Below are 20,412 nucleotides of genomic sequence, written 5' to 3'. Positions count from 1 at the left end.
CCTCACGCAACTATCTCGCGTTATCTGCTTGTTCGGCCTTAGATAAAGCACTGACCGATGCGATCTTACATTGACTTGGCGAGGGAATCCTCAAAGGGCGATCAGGTTTGAGATCACCCAGGTGTTCATCAGGTCGATGAAGAAACCGCAGGTTAGCGGAACGATGAGGAATGCCTTGGGTGATGCACCGAACTGGCGGGTGACTGAGGTCATGTTTAGCACAGCCGTTGCTGTGGACCCAAGCGCGATACCGCCGAAGCCAGCGGAAATGACGGCGGCGTCATAATCTTTGCCCATGGAGGTAAAGACGATGAAGATAGCATAGCCGACCGCCAAGGCGATTTGTAGGGTCATCACTAGGGCGACGAAGCCCATGAATTGCCAGACAACCAAAAGGTCCATGGTCATCAGGGCGATACTGAGGAAGATGCCGAGGCTAATGTCGGAGATCATCGCCATGCCTTTTTCTCGGCCAACGTTGTCGTAGTTGCGGAACAGCAGGCGACCGGTGTTGTTGATGATAATGCCTGCAACGAGGATTGGCACGAAGACTGGAATAACGACGCCTGCTTCTTGCAGGCCGAGGTACATCATGTAGCCGATGAAAATGGCCATGTTGATGAAGAACACGGCGCCGAGCACGTCGTAGTAATGCAGGTTCAGCTTACCGTCGTCCTTGAAGTTTTGGCCGACAGCCTCATCAGTGCTGAGTGATCCGGCGAGTTTGTGACGGCTCATAAGGAACTGGGCGATGGGACCACCGATGATACAGGCGGAAACAATGCCGACGGTGTTACAGGCAATACCGATTTCCTGTGCGTTTTCAACGCCGAGCTCCGTAGCAAATATAGGCGCCCATGCCAGAGTGGTGCCTACGCCGCCAGAAAGAGAAACCGATCCGGCGATGATGCCGGTGTGGACCGGGTAGCCGTAGAAACTTGCGGCCCCCATGCCGACGAAGTTCTGGATACCAAGGAAGACGGAGGAGATGATTATAAGGATCACAAGGGGTTTGCCGCCCGTGAGAAGATCACTGACTTTTGCGCGTAGGCCAATGGCGGCGAAGAAGTAGATCAGGAAGAAATCAATCGGTTCAGTCGAGAATTTGAATTTGACGCCCCACCACACTGTCAGCACGGTGACGAGGATCGCACAGAGCAATCCGCCGGCCAGCGGGTCAGGGATTGTCAATTTTCGCAGGGCTACGTTTTTTCGAACAAGCTCTCGCCCGACAAATAAAACGAGGATTGCGATCGTGATTGTCGTAAATGGATCAATCTCAATAAGCTCGGGTTGCGCAGCTTCCATGCGGGCCTCAACTGTTCTCCAGCCTTGGTTCTATCAGTTCAGCCTCACTTCCCGTTTAAAAGTGAACTGCGTATTTTAATCGGGGTGATCCGTTTTATTTACTCTGATGCGGCAACAAAACCTTTTGTGCTGCGTAGATTTTCGAGAAGTTCTTGTGTAAGGAAGAGCGTCAATTTCAATATTACAGCGGCTCAACTGTCACCATGACACAACTAGACAACGAAGCACTTGCCGAAGCATATAACCGGGCTTTGGACTTGGAAAAAGCAGGCAAGTTTGACGAGGCCGCTGAGGCCTACAAGCATGTTCTGGAGTTAGATCCTGAAGATCATGGTGGCGTTGCGGTTCGTCTGGCAAGCATGGGCAAAGGTGCTTCGCCAACCAAGGCGCCGGATGCCTATGTCAGTACGCTGTTTGATCAGCATGCAGAAGTGTTCGACATGGTTCTGGTGGATCAGCTTGGTTACTCCGTGCCGCTGATGGTGCGTGACAAGGTTGAGAAACTGGAGCTTGGGCCGTTCAAGCGCTTGCTCGATCTTGGTTGCGGTACTGGCCTTTCCGGTGAAGCTCTGCACGATCTGGTGCCTCATAAAACCGGCGTGGACATTGCTGAAGGCATGGTTGAGGTTGCGGACGAGAAGGAAATCTACGACGACCTTTACGTGGGCGAAGTGGTTGAGTTCCTTAAAGTTGATGAAGAAGAACGCTGGGATCTCATCGTCGCAACGGATGTGCTGCCTTACATGGGTGAGCTGGAAGAGTTCTTTGCCGGAGTTGCTGAGAACATTGAAGATAAAGGCGTTTTTGCATTTTCTTCAGAAACATTGCCAGCTGAGGTTCTGGGCGAGCAAAACTTCATGGTTGGCAAGTACCATCGGTTTGCCCATGCAGAGAGCTATGTGCGGAACCTGCTGGATAAAAACGGCTTTTCTGTTCTTGATCTTTCGCCAATCATCGTGCGCTACGAGCAAGGTGAGCCGGTGCCGGGCCATCTGGTGATGGCCAAATACGATAAGGGCTGAGCGGAGATAAAATAACTGCACAAAGGCGCGTGACTATTAATTGTTAAAATTGTATTAATGTCGCGAATGACTTAGATTTCCCACTAGGAAATAAGCGTGTAGTTATATAACCTGCACAACCTTAGATACGTAGGCCACATTTGTGGAGCAACATGGGTGCCCATGACCAGTCTCAAAATCAATGGCAAATCAATTGATGCCAAGCTTGGTGAAACTCTTTTGGACGTCGCCGAGCGTGGTGGACTAGCTTTACAATGTGACTGCGGGAACATCACCTGCGAAAGCACGCGCGTGACGGTGGTTTCCGGCGAGGTTGAAGCCAATGGCACTCGGCTGAAAAGCACAGTGCTTGCCTGCAAGGCGACGGTTGCGGGGGATGCAGAGATCAAGCTGCCAGCGTCTTCTGAGCTGCAATCACTCAAGGGGCATGTTTCTGCAATTCGTCAGGTTTCTGATGACCTTATTGAGTTGCGCCTGAGCTTCACCAAGCCGATTTCCTGGCGTCCAGGCCAGTATTATCACGTTGAGTTTCGTGGTCAGGAACGGGTGAACATGTTCGCCAGCTTTGCGCTGGATGCGGGCACTGAGTTCAACACGTTGATTTTCCTGATTGAGCGGGCGAACACGCCAGACCTCTTCGCGATGATCGTGAAGAAGGGGGACGTGAAAGGCCGTGTTGGCATTACCGGTCCTTATGGTTCGTCTTTCCTTGGGCATGATGATGAGCGACTGATCATGATTGCCGGGCCGAACAGTCTGGCGCCGATCTGGGCGATGGCTCTCAGCTCTGTTATGGGCCAGCCGCGCCGTGAGAAGGTACTCATTCTCGACAAATCTCTGAAGCAGGATCAATTTCAGCAGGTGTTTAACTGGCTGAACCGCCGTGGTTTGCAGCCAACCTTTGTTGATCTGCAGGGCGAGAATGCTGAGGCAGAGCTGAAAGCGCTGCTACCAGATCTGACTGAGTTCGACATGGTGTACACCGCTGGATCTCATGGATTTATTGCGGGTCTCGAAAGCATCTTTGTTGAGGCGCAGGCGACTTACGCCCGCATTCCAAACTTCCAGCCATGGCATGAACTTGAAGCACAGTCAGACGACGCTTCTGCTCTGGAACCAGCTTAACCGCGCTTTAGCCAGCAGCCTTTTTCGTTAGCTTGGAGCTGTTTACCTGCTCTTCGAGCGGGATGCCGCGCGCTTCTTCCAACAGCCAAAACAGCGCCTGATTTGGTGGTGCTGGTTTGCCGAAGTAATAGCCTTGCGCTTCGGTGCAGCCTTCCCGCTTCAGTTGCTCTGCAATCTCTTTGCTTTCAACACCTTCTGCCGTTGTGGCGATGCCGAGGCTGTTTGCCAGATCAATGACTGAGTTCACGATAAAGTAGGCGTCTTCATCCTTGCTCATGCTCATCACGAAGGAACGGTCGACCTTGATGCGATCAAACGGGAACCGGCGCAGCGTGCTCAGGGATGAATAGCCAGTACCGAAATCATCCATGGAGATCTTCACGCCGCTTTTCTGCAGTTTGGCAAGGGTTTGGCGCACGCGCAAGTGGTCAGCCAAAAGCACAGTTTCTGTTACTTCCAGTTCCAGACGTCCCGGATCCAGGCCAGTGCGAGCCAACACATCATCGACAACAGGTAGCAACTGCTCGCAATAGATCTGGCGTGGGGAGAGGTTGACGGCGAGGTTCACCCGCTTTGGCCAGCCAGCCGCCAGAGAGCACGCCTCATCCAGCACCCATGCTCCAATTTCGAGGATCAGGCCGGTTTCTTCTGCCAGAGGGATAAATTCAAACGGCGAAATGAAGCCGTAGCGTGGATGGTTCCAGCGCAGCAGTGCCTCGAAGCCGGAGATTTCACCTGTTGCCAGGTTGACTTGCGGCTGGAAGTAAACCTCCAGCTCGCGGTTTGCGGTGGCTTTATAGAGGTCAGTGATGAGGGTCTGGCGCTGTTTGATTTTGGCTGCCATATCATCTTCAAAGAAGCGGAAGGTGTTACGGCCATCGTTTTTCGCCTGATACAGCGCGAGGTCAGCGAAGCGGATCAGCTCGTCGACGTTTTGATGCTCACGGCTGAACATGGCGATGCCGACACTGGCGGCAACCACGATCTCGTGCCCTTCCAGGAAGCATGGCGAGGCCACGACTTTCAGCACTTCTTTGGCGAGCTGTTCCAGTTGCTCCCGGGAAGCAGGCAGTTTGGAGAGGATGGCGAACTCATCCCCGCCAAGGCGGGCGACCATCTCTTTGTTGGTCACCTTCTCTCGTAGGATTTTAGCTACGTGAACCAAGAGCTTATCGCCAACAGCATGGCCCAGAGAGTCGTTGATGGTCTTGAACTCATCAAGGTCCATCCAGAGGATGCCGAAGTGTTCGTCCTGCTCCAGCGCTGCCTGCTTCATTTCCTGCAGGCGCTCGTTCATCAGCAGGCGGTTGGGCAGTTTAGTGAGGGCATCGTGGGTTGCGAGATAGCTCAGATGGTCGCTGATGCGCTGTCGATCAGTGATATCTTCGAAAATCGCGACCCAACCACCGCCATCCTGAGGTTCCAGCGTCATCAGAATGACCTGCTCACTTTGCAGGGTCAGGGTGAATGTGCTTCGAACGGTGCTGGGCCAGTGTTGTTGTGCAACGGAGTTTTCGCCTTCGGCCTCTAAGAACTCCTGCGCCAATGGCATGCATTGGACCATTTCGTCCCATGTCATGCCGATTTTGCCCTCACCCTGCTCACAAGCGAAGATATCGTCAAAGCGCTGATTGAACACGATCAATCTTTTCTGTGTATCGAACATACACAATCCATGGGACATGTTGTTCAATGCAGCGTCGAATAACGTATTTTGCTTCACCAATTCCTGCTCTTGCTTGCGCAGTTCCTTGTTCTTCCGCTGGATGTTGAGGCGCAAACTGTCACGTTCCCGGGCGGAGGCCTGAAGCACTTTTACAGCTCTGGCAATCTCGCCGACCTCGTCCATTCTTCGCGTGCCTTCCACCCGCACATCAAAGTTGCCGCCTGCTACATCAGACAGAGCATCGGCAATGCGTTGCAGGGGCTGGGACATCTTGCGGGAGACAAACAGAGCCACGATGAAGATGATAAGACAGGCTGTGAAGCCGAGAACGATAAGTCTTTCAAAGGTTTGTGAGCTGGTTTCTTCCCCCACATTGCGCAGGCGCTCCTGTGCATCCAGCAGGACTTCCAGAGGCTTGAATGCGCAGATGACAAGAGGAGACGGGCCATTGTCGCAGTACTCGAAGGCTGTGTTTAAGATCTTGAGTTTGCGAAGGTTTTCCGGCATTTGCAGGGCTTCAACCGGGGCATTGGGAGAGGCACCGACGAGCTTGTTGTTGTAGAAGATAGCGATCTCAGCGCCGGAGATCTTGCTGTACTCATCGATCACGCCGGAGTTGAAGGGAAACCATCTCTGAGCAACCAGAGCTCCGCGCCACTGTGTGCCGGGATCGATGAGCGAGGAGTAGAGAACCTGAGAGACGCCCGCATCTGGTTCTCCGGGGAGCAGCGGGCCAAACTGGGTGGCAGGTAGAAGCGTGTATCGTACGGCTGGGCCGGTGCCGGTAGATGGGGTCCATACGGTACTAAGCGATTGTTTCAGATGGACTTTGAGCAACTGCTTCTGGATCAGGCCAGGATCTGCGCGTTTAGAAGCGCCGACGATCTGGCCGCGGTAGTTCAGCAGGATGATGGCGTCGAGCGGGGTGCCTTCCTGTACCAGCGAGAGGATGTTGACGTCGCCTGCCCAGACCCGGGTTTCTGCGGCTTTCACGATGTCACCGCGCTCGCCAATGGCGGAGAGGCTGGCTGCGGTTTCGGATAGCTGAGACTGAATACGGTGTCTGACCAGCGCCACGTCGCGCTCCAGCGTGGTCGAGAACTGATTGACGGCGATCTGGGAGAGCTGCTCGCTTTGCAGCTGGAGGGTTCTTTCCCATTGAATTACAACGAGAAACGTCAGTGCGAAATAGGATAAAGCTATCGCGACAACAGAGATGATTGCGAGTTTCAGAGAAATTGAGTGCCGGACTCGTCTCATAGAAATTGCCTGCGCCGAACAGTTCGCTATTCGCCAAATGCACAAAAACCCCGTGCGTGCGGGCACAGAGGTCACATGAACAAGGTTTGATTGTCGCGGAACTGTCTTAAGCAGGCGTGAGCACTACGAAACTATGAGTTTTGTCGGTTAATGCTCACGAAAGCAGGTTGGTTAAATGCACTTAAAATACATTAGGCTAGGCGGAAAGCTCGACTTTACGTTCGATATTTGACTCCACACTCGTTCTGATTTCGTCTGCGTTTTCAATAATCTGCGTCAGGTTGATTGCATCCAGTTCTTCCATGAAGGAATCCAGCGCATGCTTGAGTTTGCCTCTGAAGCGGCAAACGCCTTCAAGCGGACATGGTTTGGATGGACTGCAGGCAAAGCACTCTACGAGAGCAAAATTATCTTCAACATTCCGAATGAGTTTGCCGATGTTGATGGAAGCTGGTGCGTGAGCGAGCATGAGGCCTCCCAACCGCCCTCGCCTGGATTTGATGTAGCCTTTTCGGTTTAAAATCTGCACGACCTTGGCGACCTGCGGACGCCCACTGTTGGTTGCCTCAGACAAGCGGTCAATCGTCCACTTGTCGTTCCGGTTGACAGCCATGAGCATCAGTATGCGTACTGCTACATCTGTCATCCCAGTTAATTTCATAGGTACCTCGACCTTACTCTAAAGCTGAAATTGCTTCATCGAATTACAGTTAATAAAAACATTTGGGGTATTATTTTTATTGATGGACACCGGTCATATACTACAAAAGAGCAGTACTCGCATGGGAACATTGATCTCCATCAAAAGTTATCAAAATATAAATACAATTACCAACTACGCACATTCGAACCATTACGCCAAGGTAATTAGAATTTTGCTTCTATACTTAGCGTAAATAACTTTTTTCGCGTTTTTTTCTTTCGTGACCCCAGTATTTCCTTACGTAATAACTGAAAGAAACGAAAACTATGATTTGATAAATACGGACTTTTAATGAGCGAAACTATCGATGATCGGTTGAGATATCACAGTATATCTTCGACGGAATTGGAAGAACTTGGAAACTCTCAAAACATCATCATGGCGATCATGCCAGAGGTCTTGGATGAGTTTTACAGGCATATACGAAACTTCCCGGAAACTCTGAAGTTTTTCAAAAATGAAGCGCATATGCAGCATGCGCGGGAGAAGCAGTTTGAGCACTGGCGACTGATTAGCAGTGGCAAGCTGGATGAAGACTATGCTCAGTCCGTGCAACGGATTGGCAGAGCGCATCAGAAACTGGGGCTGACGCCGCAATGGTACATCGGCGCTTACAGCAGACTGGGAAATCTGCTCAACAGTGCGCTGCTGGAATACCTGGGTGGCCGGTTGTTTTCGCGGTCCAGCAAGGCCAGCCGGAGCTTGCCGGGCATTCTGAACAAGGTGATCATGCTGGATATGGATCTGGCACTGGCGGTTTATGAGCAGACAGGCGCGGATGAGCGTCGTGAGTTCCTGACTGATCTGGCAGAGCATTTTGAGGGCTCTGTTGGGCAGGTCACCTCCTCTATTGCCAGCGCGGCGGATCAGCTGCATGGGTCTGCAGTTTCGCTTTCCGGCAACTCTGAACACACCAACCAGATCAGCTCCAGCGTGGCAGCTGCGTCTCTGGATGCGTCCCAGAATGTGGAGGCGGTGCGCAGTGCGACGGAGGAGCTGGGGACCGCTATTTCTGAGATTGCTGAGCAGGTTCACAAAACCACAATCACAGCCTCCAACGCGACGGATGCCACGACCAAAGCGTTCCAGCAGGTCAATCATCTGTCGCAAGTGGCTGTCGAGATCGGTGATATCATTGATTTGATTACCCAAATATCCGAGCAAACCAACTTGCTGGCCCTCAATGCAACCATTGAAGCTGCACGCGCAGGGGAGTTGGGTAAAGGCTTTGCTGTTGTCGCGCATGAGGTGAAGTCACTCGCACAGCAAACAGCGAACGCCACCGTACAGATCAGCGATCAGATCTCCGGGATTCAGGAAAGTACGAGTGAATCGAAAGAGGCGATCTCTGAGATTAAGGTGATCATTGAAGAAATGAGCTCCAGTGCTAATGCCATTGCCAGTGCGGTGGAGGAGCAAGGCATCGCAACACAGTCCATTGCGATGAACATTCAGGATGCGGCCATGGGTACCAGTCAGGTCTCTGAAAGCATTGGTCAGGTGCAGCGGGCGGCGGATGAAACCGATAAAACGGCTTCAGGTGTTTTGGATGCTGCACAAATTTTGTCCAATCAGGCCGCTGATCTTCGGTCTTCTGTTGGCACATTTCTTGGTAACCTGAGATAGAGCGGCTTTCGCACCAGCATTAGCTGCATCACAAAAAACTGGTGTTTGTCTTTCATTGATAGGACAAACACCAGCATCACATATGCAACAAGCACTTTTAGCAGTTTTCTATAGAATATCAGTAGATTGCAGTTTTCAATCTCACCTTCCCTAAATTGTATAAATTTCACCTAAGTCACTTTTGCAGTGCAACACTAATCAAAATATCATTTAGACAAAAGAATTACAGCAAATAATTGAATCTTACTTGGTATTAACCTTTGGTTTAAAAACCATAAGTCGAATTGCGATTCATTATACTACCGAACTAGGCTTTCCTTTGCGTGAGCTGACGTAACTGTTTTTCGTGAACAAGGAACAGTGATGGCAGCGGGTTCTTAGGAGGACGGAGCCCTCTCACGTCATTTCGGGCATTTTGCCCTTCGGGAGGATTTCATGAGCATTATTCGTAGGTCGATGAATCGGCGTAGTCTATTGAAGGCGGGTGCAGCCAGTGGCCTGGTTCTCGCTACACCAACAATTATTAGTCGCAGTGCATGGGCAGAAACCAATTTCCGCAATGACCCAACAAACTCCAAAAGCGTTACGTTTGGTTTCAACGTGCCGCAGACCGGCGCATATGCTGATGAAGGTGCAGACGAACTGCGCGCTTATCAACTGGCTGTAAAACACCTGAATGGTGATGGCGACGGCGGCATGCTGAACACCATGAAGCCGCTTTCTCTGAACGGTAATGGGGTTCTTGGCAAGAAAGTTGAGTACGTCACCGGTGATACTCAGACCAAGTCTGATGCAGCGCGTGCATCTGCCAAGCGCATGATCGAAAAAGACGGCGTTATCATGTGGTCTGGTGGCTCATCTTCTGGCGTGGCGATTGCTCAGCAGTCTCTGGCGCAAGAAATGGGCGTTGTTTACATGTGTGGCCTGACCCACTCCAACGACACCACCGGTAAAGATCGTCGCCGTTATGGCTTCCGCCATTTCTTCAACGCTTACATGTCCGGTGCTGCTCTTGGCCCAGTGCTGAAAAAGGAAATGGGCACTGATCGCCGTGCTTATCACCTGACAGCTGACTACACCTGGGGTTGGACACAGGAAGAATCCATCGCCAACACCACAGAAGGCCTTGGCTGGGAAACCGTCAACAAAGTCCGCACTCCGCTGGGTGCCGGTGACTTCTCCCAGTACATCGCGCCAGTTCTGAACTCCGGTGCGGATGTTCTGATCCTGAACCACTACGGTAAGGACATGATCAACTCGCTGACACAGGCTGTTCAGTTTGGTCTGCGGGACAAGGTTGTGAACGGCAAGAACTTTGAGATCATCGTTCCGCTGTACTCCCGCCTCATGGCGCAGGGTGCGGGCGAAAACATCAAAGGCATCTATGGCACAACCAACTGGAACTGGTCCTTGCAGGATGAAGGTTCCAAGGCCTTTGTTAAGTCGTTCGGTCAGGAGTATGGCTTCCCACCATCTCAGGCTGCACACACCTGCTACGTTCAAACACTGCTTTATGCAGATGCCTGTGAGCGTGCAGGAACCTTCAATCCAGTAGAAGTTATCAAGGCTCTGGAAGATCACCAGTTCGACGGCATGGGTAACGGTCCAACCCTGTACCGCGGTGCTGATCACCAGTGCTTCAAAGACGTACTGGTCGTGAAGGGTAACGAGAACGCAACCTCTCAGTTTGACCTCCTGGAAGTTGTTGAAGTTACACCTGCATCTCAGGTCACCTATGACCCAGAGATCTTTGGTGGCGAGCTTGGACCTTACAAGGTCTAACAGCACCTCTTGCCCGGCTGCACCTCCTATGCAGCCGGGTAATGGCTCCTGCATGAACCTGTACCTGTTCCGCAGTGGATGCCTCGCACCCTCTCACGGATTTAAAGAGACTTGCCGTCAAACTGATCAGGCAAAACGCTTTAATCTTTTGTTTTGGCGTATCTTTTCCGATTACCGTTTTCTGTTTTTTCGGGAGTGCGCCCTAAAAGGGAGAAGAGCGGATGGACGCCATCGTTCTTCAAATTCTCAACGGCCTTGATAAGGGCGGCGCCTACGCTTTGATTGCGCTTGGGCTTACGCTCATCTTCGGCACGCTTGGGGTTGTGAACTTCGCCCACGGGGCATTGTTTATGCTGGGCGCCTTTTGCGCGGTGGCATTCAACCACGTCATCAGCCTTGAAAAAGTTGTTGTTGACCCAACCAAAACAACAGCCTGGGGAACACCATTGGAAATCCGGGTACCCTATCTGGAATCCTGGCTGGGCGATACAGGCGCGACGATGCTGAACTACTCAGTTCCATTGTCCATTCTGCTCGCCATTCCGGTGATGCTGCTTGTTGGCTACATCATGGAGCGCGGCCTGATCCGCCACTTTTATAAGCGCCCGCATGCTGAGCAGATCCTTGTAACGTTTGGTCTTGCTATCGTGTTGCAGGAGATTGTGAAAACTTATTTTGGTGCAAATCCAATTCCGCAGGCCGCTCCTGATGTTGTGCGCGGTGCGATGGATCTGGGCGTTGTGCTGGGCTTTGATCCGGGCACTGTTGTCTATCCGCAATGGCGTATCGTTTATCTGTTCTTCTCACTGAGCGTGATTGGTGCGGTGTTTGCCTTCCTGCAGTTCACCACCTTTGGCATGGTCGTTCGGGCCGGTATGGCTGATCGCGAAACGGTTGGTTTTCTGGGTATCAACATTGAGCGACGCTTTACGCTGGTGTTTGCCATTGCGGCGGTGGTCGCGGGGCTCGCCGGGGTGATGTACACGCCTATTCTTCCGCCGGACTATCACATGGGCATGGACTTCCTTGTGCTGTCGTTTGTGGTGGTGGTTGTTGGCGGCATGGGCTCCCTGCCCGGTGCGGTTTCGGCTGGTTTCCTCCTTGGGATCTTGCAGAGCTTTGCGAGTATGAATGAGGTGAAGACCATTCTGCCGGGCATCGACCAGATCATCATCTATCTTGTTGCAGTTATTATCCTTCTGGTTCGTCCGCGTGGACTTATGGGCCGCAAGGGTGTGATGGAGACCTGAGCCAATGACGACTAACATTTCTCCTCGCTCCGACCTGCTCATGTTTGTTCTGTTTGCCGCTGCAATCCTGACCATGCCGCTGTGGCTGGCACCGATTGGAGCCGGTTATCCGGACCTTTTGCAGAAGTTTGCAATTTTCGGCCTGTTTGCTCTTGGCTTCAACCTGCTGTTTGGCCTCACCGGCTATCTCAGCTTTGGTCACGCAGCCTTTCTGGGCATCGGGTCTTACGCCGCGGTCTGGAGCTTCAAGTTGCTGGGTATGAACCCACTTCCAGCACTGCTCTTTTCCGTGGTGTTTTCCAGCCTCTTTGCGGTGGCAATTGGCTATATTTCGCTGCGCCGATCAGGGATTTATTTCTCCATTCTGACGCTGGCCTTTGCGCAGATGAGCTACAATCTGGCTTACTCCGTGCTCACCCCAATCACCAATGGTGAGACAGGTCTGCGTGTGTTGCAGTCTGATCCACGGTTGTTTGATGGGGCATCCGCCTCTTCTGGTCCGCTCATTTCCAACCTGTTTGGCATTGAGATGACTGGTTACTCAGGCTTTTACTTCTGCGCAGTGCTGCTCATTATCGGGTTTTACATTTCGCAACGTATCTTCCGCAGTCCATTTGGGATGATGCTTCGTGCTGTGAAATCCAACCAAAACCGCATGAGCTACACAGGCTTGAACACACGGCCTTACACGCTGGCTGCTTTCGTTATTTCCGGCACGTTTGCTGGTGTGGCGGGTAGCCTGCTGGCTGTGACAGATCCATTGGCTGGTGCAGAGCGCATGCAGTGGACGGCGTCTGGTGAGGTGGTGTTGATGACCATTCTGGGCGGGGCTGGCACGTTGCTTGGGCCGATCCTGGGTGCAGGTCTCATCAAGTACTTTGAGAACATCTTCTCGGCCTACAACGAGCAGACATTGCATGCGATTTTCTCGTTCCTGCCTGATTTCATGGAGGGACCTGTGGTCAGCATTGCGAGCCTGTTTGTGGGTGAAGGATGGCACCTGACGCTTGGCCTGCTGTTCATGGTGATTGTGATCTTCCTGCCGGGTGGCATCATGGAAGGCTTTAACCGGATCTCCAAGATGTTCCGTGGCAAGCCTTCACGCCGGAAAGGCGCAGGTCGTTCGCATGCACCAGCATCAGCCAATGCTGCGGAATAAGGGGAGGCAACCATGGAAATTCTTAGTGTTAAGGGCGTGAACAAGCGCTTTGGTGGCCTCAAAGCTCTCAATGATGTGAACCTTTCCATCGAGCAGGGTAACGTACATGCCATCATTGGCCCCAATGGCGCGGGCAAGTCCACCTTGCTCAACTGCTTTGTAGGGCGCCTGATTCCGGATACCGGATCAGTGACCTTTCTGGGTAAGGATCTGATTGGCGCAAAACCGCATGAGATCAATCAGGCGGGCGTGTCCCGTGTGTTCCAGACTCCCGAGATCTTTGGAGACCTGACCCTGCTGGAAAACGTAATGATCCCAACGCTGGCCAAGCGAGATGGTGCGTTCACCATGAACGCCTGGGCTCGTGTGGATGGGCAGGCGGAGATCCGCGACAAGGCCATGCATTTGCTTGAGGATGTGGGACTTGCCGAGAAAAAGGACATGACGGCGGACTCGCTTTCTCGCGGTGATAAGCGGCGGTTGGAGTTGGCGATGTGTCTTGTTCAGGACCCGAAGCTTCTGCTGCTCGATGAGCCGACGGCGGGGATGTCCCGCGCGGACACCAACAACACCATTGATCTGCTGAAGCGCATTGGTGAGCGTGGCATCACCAAGATCGTAATTGAGCATGACATGCATGTGGTGTTCTCCCTCGCCAGCAAAATCAGCGTTCTGGCGCAGGGCACCGTGATTGCTGAGGGACAGCCGGAGGACATCAAGGGCGATCCGCGCGTTCAGGAAGCTTATCTGGGAGGGGCGCACGTATGACCATTCTCGAAGATCAATTCAAAGGCGCAAAGGCTCCCGGTGTTTCGCCGGTTCGTTCCAAAGGCGGTGCTCCGGCGTACTTCTCTGCCTGGGATCTGCATGCGTACTATGGTGAAAGCTATATCGTTCAGGGTGTTAGCTTTGATATTCGTGAGGGTGAAATCCTTGCGCTGCTGGGGCGTAATGGTGCTGGCAAGACCTCGACCTTGCGTGCAATTGCGCGTGCCAGTGACCCACAGCTGACCCATGGCGAGATTTGGCTGGATCACAAACCGATCCACGAGATGCCGAACTATATGGCAGCTCAGAACGGTATTCAGCTGGTGCAGGAGGATCGCCGGATCATTCCGGGGCTGACGGTGGAAGAGAACCTGCAGCTGGCTCAGATTGCCGAGCCACATGGCTGGTCGATTGAGCGGCTTTACGATCACTTCCCTCGCCTTGCTGAGCGCGCCAAACAGGAAGCGGTGACTATGTCAGGCGGAGAGCAGCAGATGCTGGCCGTGGCCCGTGCATTGGCCCGTGATGTGAAGCTGTTGCTGCTGGATGAACCATATGAGGGCCTTGCTCCGGTGATCGTTCAGGAGATTGAGCGCATTCTTGAGAACGTGAAGGAGCTGGGCATCACCACGATCATCGTGGAGCAGAATGCGGTGGCAGCGCTGCACCTTGCAGACCGTGCGGTCATTCTGGACATGGGCGAAGTGGTGTTTGATGGCACGGCACAGGAAGTGCTCGACAACGAAGAGCTTCGACAAGCTTATCTGGCGATTTGAGGCGTCAGCTCCACAAAAGCAGTTTGGGCTAGAACTGAGTCTGCAACTTGCTTTGTTTTACAGCGAGATTTTCGGACGTTCTTCAGCATGTCCGGAGTCCCGATCAAGTTCCCCCAAGGGCTATTGACCCTTTACCTGAGCCAGAGGATTCGTTCCTCTGGCCTTTTTCTTTTTCGGGCTCAGTTTCTCAAAGTGAGTTCAGGAACTGCTGATAGCTTATAGGCTCCAAACGGGTTGGTTCATTGCCCGCAAAACGGTCCAGCCAGAAACTGAGGTAGAGACTGGAGAAATCGAAAGTCTCGCTCAGAATGCGCTGTTTTTCCTCCAACAGGCGCTCTTCAGTCAGCTCATTCCACGCCTTCAACACCACAACTGGCAGGCCTTCGTACAACGGGTTCAGCCCTGAAGCTTTGACGATGGGAATGGCGCCGAGGAAAAGCGCTTCCCAGGTGCGGTGGCAGTCCATGCCTTCTCCGAAGGGACTGATGGTGAAGAGGAACTGAGCGTTTTTATGCCACGACAGTTCGCGAGGGAGGTGCTCGTTTTCGTAATAGGCGATGGTCTCATCAGCAACTTCCATCACCTCGGCACGATCTCCCCGATGTGCGGCATGGTGCCAGTTGCAGTAGCCACGGAGTTCGCGGTCTTCCAGAGGTGGCGCCTCTGCAACAACTGCTCGCAGACACTCCTCCTGCTCTAGCGGCGTTTGGAAGGTGCCCCATGCGTGGGATTTGCGGACGGTCATGGTGTGGTAATCCAAACCGATGGGTAGGTTGAAGACCTTCTCGTGCTCAATGGCAAGGTTCTGCGCATACCATGCAATGAGGAGCGGGTGAGACAGCAGGTTTTTCAGATCAAGAGAAGACAGTGTGTTTGGAAGTGTCGTGTCTGGCCCGATGGGCAGATCGCTGTCGCCACTCAGCAGCACGAAAGGTTCGCGGATGTGCAGCAGTTTTGTGCGTACGAAGTCGGGCAAGGCATCTGTGGTGATGTAAAGCGTGGTCCCTTCGCGATGATTTTCCAACAGGTCTTCATCCAGCTCAGGTACCGAGGATTTCAGCTTTCGGTTCCGGCTGGTGCAGCTTTTGGCGAGGCCTCTGCTGGAGATGAACTTGCAGTGGTTTTCCTCTCTGTCTCGCGGCATCCATTGATAGGATTTGTAGTGCAGCAATGATAAGACCAAACAACCCTCCCCTGCCTTTTGGATATCTAAGCGTGCTGCATTGGATGGCGCCACTCCGAAATCTTTCCCATAATTTCCAGAGATACGGCTTAAAGCCCTGAGACTTGAGGAATAATTACTTCCACAAACCAGAGCCGCTTTGGGGAATACGCTGTCGAGTTGAATGGAATTTGAGAGATCCCATTGGTGCAGGATTACCATGATTTGCCAAAGTGCATGCAGGATGGGATGGGCGCGGTAAACTCCACGGCACTGCTGATCAGCCCAGCATTTTACTGAAAGAAGGCCCGTGGATGCGCTTCCTGTCTCAGCGCGATGTCGAACAATCCTCGAAGAAAGCGAAGTCACCGCTTGAGGTGAGCTACGGCAACATCCCGCGGCATCGCACACAGCTGCATCAACGCCTTTTGGATCTTGGCCTCCCCACTCAACCAGTCATTCGCGAAGTGCTGGATTGTGCTCAATACTTCTCTCTCAAAGCACATGAAAATCTGCTCGTTCAAGGGCAGAGTGCCGACCGGTTCTTCATCATTCTGGAGGGGGAACTGGAGGTCATCAAAGTCGATCAGGATGGAGCTGACACGGTTCTTGGGCATCTGAAGGCCGGTGATGTGGCTGGAGAGTTGGCGTATATCCGCGCGCACGTTGGTCCGCAGCGGTATATTGCAACGGTTCGAGCCAAGCGGGATACGGTTGTCGCCTCGCTGAGTTGGAACCGGTACGGCACGCTGCCTACTTCGACTGAGACCAACTCCATGCTGTTCCGCTATTTTGCACGGCAGGCAGCGCATCAGTTGGAGCAGACCAGCTCGCGGGTGCTGGAAGAGATCAAGATCCGGTCAAGGCGCTTGCAAGCTTATGCGGTTTTGTTGGTGGCAAACATGATTGCCATGTCGTCGTTTGCTTTGTTCATCAGCCTCTACAAGAGCACCTTTGATGACTATGGCTATGGCTTTATTGCCATGACGATTTACAGCCTGAGCCTGAACTTCATACTGGCTGCCATCCTGTTCTACATCATGAAAAACCTCTATCTACCACCGCGCATATTCGGGCTTGAATTCACGCATCTACCGAGCCAGTTCGGCTATGGGCTGGTGATGACCATTCCGATCATTCTGGTGATGGCAGGCGTCCGTTACATCGTTCACCCCTCAGAAGAGTCCTTTTCCTTTTACTTCCTCAGTCATCAGGTCCAAGGACCATTTATGGGATGGCCGGAGTTCGCCTTTGCGATTTTTTATGCGCTGGTGATGTGCCCAATCCAGCAATTCATCGTGCGGTGTGGTATGCAGGTTCCGGTGACTGCAGCGCTGGGTCCACATAAGATTTCTTCGGTCTTCTGGGGTAATTTTGCTGCTTCTGTTGCCTTCTCCATCATCCACCTACCCTACTCCAAGCTGGCCGTTCTGCTGACCTTTATGGTGAGTTTTTATTGGGGGCTGATGTTCCAGCGGCGGCGGTCCTGGATAGCTGTTTCAACCAGTCATGCCATTGCGGGGCTTGCTGCGTTTTACTGGTTTGCCCTGCTGCGCATCGCATAGAAAAGGCGCCCGAGGCGCCTTCTCCATTGTTACTATATTTTCAACCAGATCAGCTATCAGATGGCTTTTCTTCTTTGCCATCGCTTGCTGCCAGTTCGCCGCCAGTGCCTTTGGCTGCACGGCCTTCCTCGATGGTCCAACCAGCTTTTTCACGCATCCATTGGAAGCTGACATAAAGGGTTGGAATGAGGAAGATACCGATGGTTGCTGAGAACAGCATACCAGCCAGCACCGGAACGCCCACAGCAACCATTGCACCTGCACCCGGACCAGATGCGATCACCAGTGGCACCAGACCTGCGGAGAACGCCAGTGATGTCATCATCACCGGACGGAAACGCAGGCGGGCACCTTCAATGGCAGACTCATAGAGCCCCATGCCATCAATGCGTTTTTCAAGTGAGAACTCGTTCATCAAGATCGCATTCTTACCAGCCAGTGCAATCAGAATGACCATACCGATCTGCGCATAGAGATCGAAGGCTAATCCGAAGATCCAGAGACTGAGCAAGGCACCTGCCAAAGCCGGGGCCACAGAAAGCAGAACCGGTATTGGTGTGTTCCAGCTTTCATAGAGCGCCACGAGGAACAGGTAGGCGAACAGGAATGCCAGACCGAGCACCAACGCTGTTTGGCCTGCAGCTTCTTTCTGTTCCAGTGCCAGACCGGTCCATTCATAGGCATAGCCCTTCGGCAAGGCTTCGGCGGCCACGCCTTCCATTGCTGCAAGAGCTTCACCCAGGCCAGCTCCCGGAGCCGCGTTGCCGTTGAAGGACACTGCACGGTAGTTGTTGTAGCGGGTGATGGTGTTTGCACCTCGCGACAGCTCCGTGTGCACGACAGAAGATAGCTCCACCATCTCACCGGTGTCCGAGCGAACAAAGATGGTGCCGATATCTTCAACACCAGAGCGGTACTTCTGTTCAGCCTGCAGGCGGACGGTCCATGTCCGGCCATAGAGGTTGAAGTCGTTGATGTAGTAGCCGCCCAGCGTCGCCTGCAATGCGTTGTAGACGCTGGCGATGTTGAGGCCAAGCACCTGCGCACGTTCACGGTCCAGCTGTACATTCAGCTGAGGGGTGTTTGCGTTGAAGGTGGTGAAGAACGACGCGATATCAGGTGCTTCATTCGCTGCCACGATCAGTGAGCGGGAGATCTGCGCAAGGACTGTCGGGTCCTGACCTTCCAGCGCCTCCATGATGAATTCGAAACCACCTACGGTGCCAAGACCATCAATCGCCGCTGGGTTGACTGGGAAGAAAGTTGCTTCGGGAATACCTGCCAGCGATCCGTATGTTCGGTAGACGAAGGCGAAAGAAGACAGCTCACGAGACGGACGTTCTTCGTAATCTTTGAGTTTGACGAAGAAGACACCCGCGTTTGGTGAAGAACCGCCACCAGCCAACAGATCGAGACCAATGATCATGGTGGTGGAGTCCACCGCCGGATCCTTACGAATGATCTCATCAGCTTTGCGCATGACTGCTTCTGTCCGGTTGCGAGACGCTCCCGGAGGCAGGTTGACCAGCACCATGGCATAGCCTTTGTCTTCATCCGGCACGAAGCCATCTGGTGTGTTGGACACAATCAGGAAGCCAAAGAGTGCGAAGCCAACAACCGCAGGCAAAGAGTACAAAGACATCTTTGCGATGCGTTTGATGAGGTTCGCGTAGCCGTGACCGACATCATCAATCTTCTGAGAGATTTTGGCCATCACGCCCGTCAGGTTCTCTGACTTCATCAGGATAGCGCAAAGTGCCGGAGACAGGGACAGCGCGTTGATGGTGGAGATGACCATAGCTGCGGAGATGGAGACCGCGAACTCGCGGAAGAGCACGCCGGATGAGCCCGGCAGGAAGGCCACAGGCACAAACACCGAGAGCAGCACCAGCGTGGTGGCGAGTACGGGCGCTGCAATCTCACCCACGGCTTTGGACGTTGCCTGCGCCGGTGTCAGGTCTGGGTGCTCGTGCATAATGCGTTCAACGTTCTCAACGACGATGATCGCATCATCCACCACGATACCAATGGCAAGCACCAGGGCCAGCAATGAGATCGTGTTGGCCGAGTAGCCCATCATATAAGCTACTGCGACTGCGCCGATGATCGACACCGGCACCGCAATGAGTGGGATGAGCGTTGCCCGGAACTTGCCAAGGAAGACGTAGACCACAATGGTCACAAGCACGAAGGCTTCCAGCAGGGTGTGGATCACCTTCGAGATCATCTCATTCACGAAGAGAGAGGTATCGAAGACAGAGATGTAAGTGAGATCTTCTGGAAAGCGTTCTGCCAGATAAGCAATGCGCTCATTGACGGCTTCTGACACTGCCACCGCATTTGCGCCCGGTGACAAGTAAATGCCAATCATCGCTGTTGGCTGCTGATTGTATTCTGCCAGCACGTCAAAGGAGGCACTGCTGAGTTCTACACGGGCCACGTTGCTCAGGTGGACGACAGATCCATCCGGATTGGCGCGCAGAACGATATTCTGAAACTCCTCAACGGTGTTCAAGCGGCCTTTTGCCGTGACCGTAAGCTGGAGTTGCTGGTCCGCTGCCAAAGGTGCGGCACCAATACGGCCTACAGCTGCCTGCTTGTTTTGGGACTGAACAGCAGCGATGACGTCTTCTGCTGTCAGATTGAGAGCTCTGAGTTTGACCGGATCCAGCCAGATGCGCATGGAGTAATCCTGCGCACCAAATACGCTGGCATCCCCGACGCCCGGAATACGCTTCAGTTCGTCTACGATGTTGATGGTGACGTAGTTGGAAATGAAGAGGCCGTCGTGGGTTTGATCCGGAGAGTAAAAGGAGATCGCCTGCAGCAGGTCACCAGCCTTTTTGGTGACGTTGACACCCTGATCCCGCACTTCCTGTGGGAGCTTACTCTCGATGGTGCTTATTCGGTTCTGAACGTTCACCGCGTTGATGTCGGGATTGGTGGTCAGATCGAAATAAACCGTTAGGGAGTAGGTGCCATCGCTGGATGAAGACGACTTCATATAGCGCATGCCATCCACGCCGTTGACCGCCCCTTCGATGGGCTGGCCCACACTCTCTTCCACCGTCAACGCATCTGCACCAATGTAGGTGGCGCTCACCTGCACGGTTGGTGGGGCGATTGTTGGATACTGAGAGACCGGAATGGAGAAGATCGAGATCGCGCCGACCACGACGATCAGGATCGAAATCACCATCGCCAACCGCGGTCGGCGAATAAACATGTCATAGATCATGG

The 20,412-nt window shown here is 53.1% G+C and carries 13 protein-coding genes and 1 pseudogene; 9 read left to right on the top strand and 5 right to left on the bottom strand.

Going from position 1 to position 20,412, the window contains the following annotated elements:
- Positions 1–90: 90 nt before the first annotated feature.
- Complete coding sequence (gene gltS / locus PJE062_RS09610) at positions 91–1,308, bottom strand: sodium/glutamate symporter (protein ID WP_008548638.1); 1,218 nt, start codon at positions 1,306–1,308, stop codon at positions 91–93.
- Between the two features lie 203 nt (positions 1,309–1,511).
- Between gltS and PJE062_RS09605 the strand changes: the two genes are divergently transcribed.
- Both PJE062_RS09605 and PJE062_RS27085 read left to right on the top strand, forming a co-directional pair.
- Complete coding sequence (locus PJE062_RS09605; protein ID WP_008548816.1) at positions 1,512–2,330, top strand: methyltransferase; 819 nt, start codon at positions 1,512–1,514, stop codon at positions 2,328–2,330.
- Between the two features lie 162 nt (positions 2,331–2,492).
- A pseudogene (locus tag PJE062_RS27085) lies at positions 2,493–2,687 on the top strand (2Fe-2S iron-sulfur cluster-binding protein); the annotation flags it as partial.
- A gap of 775 nt (positions 2,688–3,462) precedes the next feature.
- Here the strand turns inward: PJE062_RS27085 and PJE062_RS09595 are convergent.
- Both PJE062_RS09595 and PJE062_RS09590 read right to left on the bottom strand, forming a co-directional pair.
- Entirely contained in the window at positions 3,463–6,381 is a 2,919-nt protein-coding gene (locus tag PJE062_RS09595; protein ID WP_008548206.1) for a bifunctional diguanylate cyclase/phosphodiesterase, read from the bottom strand.
- Positions 6,382–6,577: 196 nt separating this feature from the next.
- Positions 6,578–7,042 (bottom strand): Rrf2 family transcriptional regulator, encoded by a 465-nt coding sequence (locus tag PJE062_RS09590; protein ID WP_208608943.1) that lies wholly within the window; start codon positions 7,040–7,042, stop codon positions 6,578–6,580.
- 333 nt (positions 7,043–7,375) lie between these two features.
- Here PJE062_RS09590 and PJE062_RS09585 point away from each other — a divergent pair, with 333 nt between their 5' ends.
- From PJE062_RS09585 to PJE062_RS09560, 6 genes are all read left to right on the top strand, one after another.
- Positions 7,376–8,710, top strand: a complete 1,335-nt coding sequence (locus tag PJE062_RS09585) for a globin-coupled sensor protein (RefSeq protein WP_083416898.1) — start codon at positions 7,376–7,378, stop codon at positions 8,708–8,710.
- Positions 8,711–9,145: 435 nt separating this feature from the next.
- Positions 9,146–10,492, top strand: coding sequence for a substrate-binding protein (locus tag PJE062_RS09580; protein WP_208982233.1), 1,347 nt, complete (start codon positions 9,146–9,148; stop codon positions 10,490–10,492).
- Positions 10,493–10,713: 221 nt separating this feature from the next.
- Positions 10,714–11,742, top strand: coding sequence for a branched-chain amino acid ABC transporter permease (locus tag PJE062_RS09575; protein WP_008548700.1), 1,029 nt, complete (start codon positions 10,714–10,716; stop codon positions 11,740–11,742).
- A 4-nt stretch (positions 11,743–11,746) separates the two neighbouring features.
- Complete coding sequence (locus PJE062_RS09570; protein WP_008548761.1) at positions 11,747–12,901, top strand: branched-chain amino acid ABC transporter permease; 1,155 nt, start codon at positions 11,747–11,749, stop codon at positions 12,899–12,901.
- Between the two features lie 12 nt (positions 12,902–12,913).
- On the top strand, positions 12,914–13,669 hold the full coding sequence (locus PJE062_RS09565) for an ABC transporter ATP-binding protein (RefSeq protein WP_008548698.1): 756 nt from the start codon (positions 12,914–12,916) through the stop codon (positions 13,667–13,669).
- Positions 13,666–14,445 carry an ABC transporter ATP-binding protein gene (locus PJE062_RS09560; RefSeq protein WP_008548317.1) on the top strand — a complete coding sequence of 260 codons (780 nt, stop codon included), beginning with the start codon at positions 13,666–13,668 and terminating at the stop codon, positions 14,443–14,445. The genes PJE062_RS09565 and PJE062_RS09560 overlap by 4 nt, the downstream gene beginning before the upstream one ends.
- 187 nt (positions 14,446–14,632) lie before the next feature.
- Here the strand turns inward: PJE062_RS09560 and PJE062_RS09555 are convergent, their stop codons facing one another.
- A complete protein-coding gene (locus PJE062_RS09555; protein WP_008548823.1) occupies positions 14,633–15,628 on the bottom strand; it encodes a hypothetical protein in 996 nt (331 codons plus the stop codon).
- 212 nt (positions 15,629–15,840) lie between these two features.
- Between PJE062_RS09555 and PJE062_RS09550 the strand changes: the two genes are divergently transcribed.
- The gene (locus PJE062_RS09550; RefSeq protein WP_037036442.1) at positions 15,841–17,172 is read left to right on the top strand and encodes a cyclic nucleotide-binding domain-containing protein; all 1,332 of its coding nucleotides are present in this window, start codon (positions 15,841–15,843) and stop codon (positions 17,170–17,172) included.
- A gap of 49 nt (positions 17,173–17,221) precedes the next feature.
- Here PJE062_RS09550 and PJE062_RS09545 read toward each other — a convergent pair whose 3' ends face one another.
- The gene (locus tag PJE062_RS09545) at positions 17,222–20,410 is read right to left on the bottom strand and encodes an efflux RND transporter permease subunit (RefSeq protein WP_008548372.1); all 3,189 of its coding nucleotides are present in this window, start codon (positions 20,408–20,410) and stop codon (positions 17,222–17,224) included.
- Positions 20,411–20,412 lie beyond the last annotated feature (2 nt).

Source organism: Pseudovibrio sp. JE062 (genome assembly GCF_000156235.1).
Lineage (GTDB): Bacteria > Pseudomonadota > Alphaproteobacteria > Rhizobiales > Stappiaceae > Pseudovibrio.
The sequence above is the reverse complement of the archived record's forward strand: the minus strand, read 5'-3'. Positions and strand labels throughout refer to the sequence as shown.

What these genes read in the sequence shown, in the direction of transcription:
- PJE062_RS09560 (WP_008548317.1), top strand. Translation starts at nt 13,666, where the DNA reads ATGACCATTCTCGAAGATCAATTCAAAGGCGCAAAGGCTCCCGGTGTT.
- PJE062_RS09585 (WP_083416898.1), top strand. Translation starts at nt 7,376, where the DNA reads ATGAGCGAAACTATCGATGATCGGTTGAGATATCACAGTATATCTTCG.
- PJE062_RS09570 (WP_008548761.1), top strand. Translation starts at nt 11,747, where the DNA reads ATGACGACTAACATTTCTCCTCGCTCCGACCTGCTCATGTTTGTTCTG.
- PJE062_RS09605 (WP_008548816.1), top strand. Translation starts at nt 1,512, where the DNA reads ATGACACAACTAGACAACGAAGCACTTGCCGAAGCATATAACCGGGCT.
- PJE062_RS09580 (WP_208982233.1), top strand. Translation starts at nt 9,146, where the DNA reads ATGAGCATTATTCGTAGGTCGATGAATCGGCGTAGTCTATTGAAGGCG.
- gltS (WP_008548638.1), bottom strand. Translation starts at nt 1,308, where the DNA reads ATGGAAGCTGCGCAACCCGAGCTTATTGAGATTGATCCATTTACGACA.
- PJE062_RS09595 (WP_008548206.1), bottom strand. Translation starts at nt 6,381, where the DNA reads ATGAGACGAGTCCGGCACTCAATTTCTCTGAAACTCGCAATCATCTCT.
- PJE062_RS09575 (WP_008548700.1), top strand. Translation starts at nt 10,714, where the DNA reads ATGGACGCCATCGTTCTTCAAATTCTCAACGGCCTTGATAAGGGCGGC.
- PJE062_RS09545 (WP_008548372.1), bottom strand. Translation starts at nt 20,410, where the DNA reads ATGATCTATGACATGTTTATTCGCCGACCGCGGTTGGCGATGGTGATT.
- PJE062_RS09565 (WP_008548698.1), top strand. Translation starts at nt 12,914, where the DNA reads ATGGAAATTCTTAGTGTTAAGGGCGTGAACAAGCGCTTTGGTGGCCTC.
- PJE062_RS09590 (WP_208608943.1), bottom strand. Translation starts at nt 7,042, where the DNA reads ATGAAATTAACTGGGATGACAGATGTAGCAGTACGCATACTGATGCTC.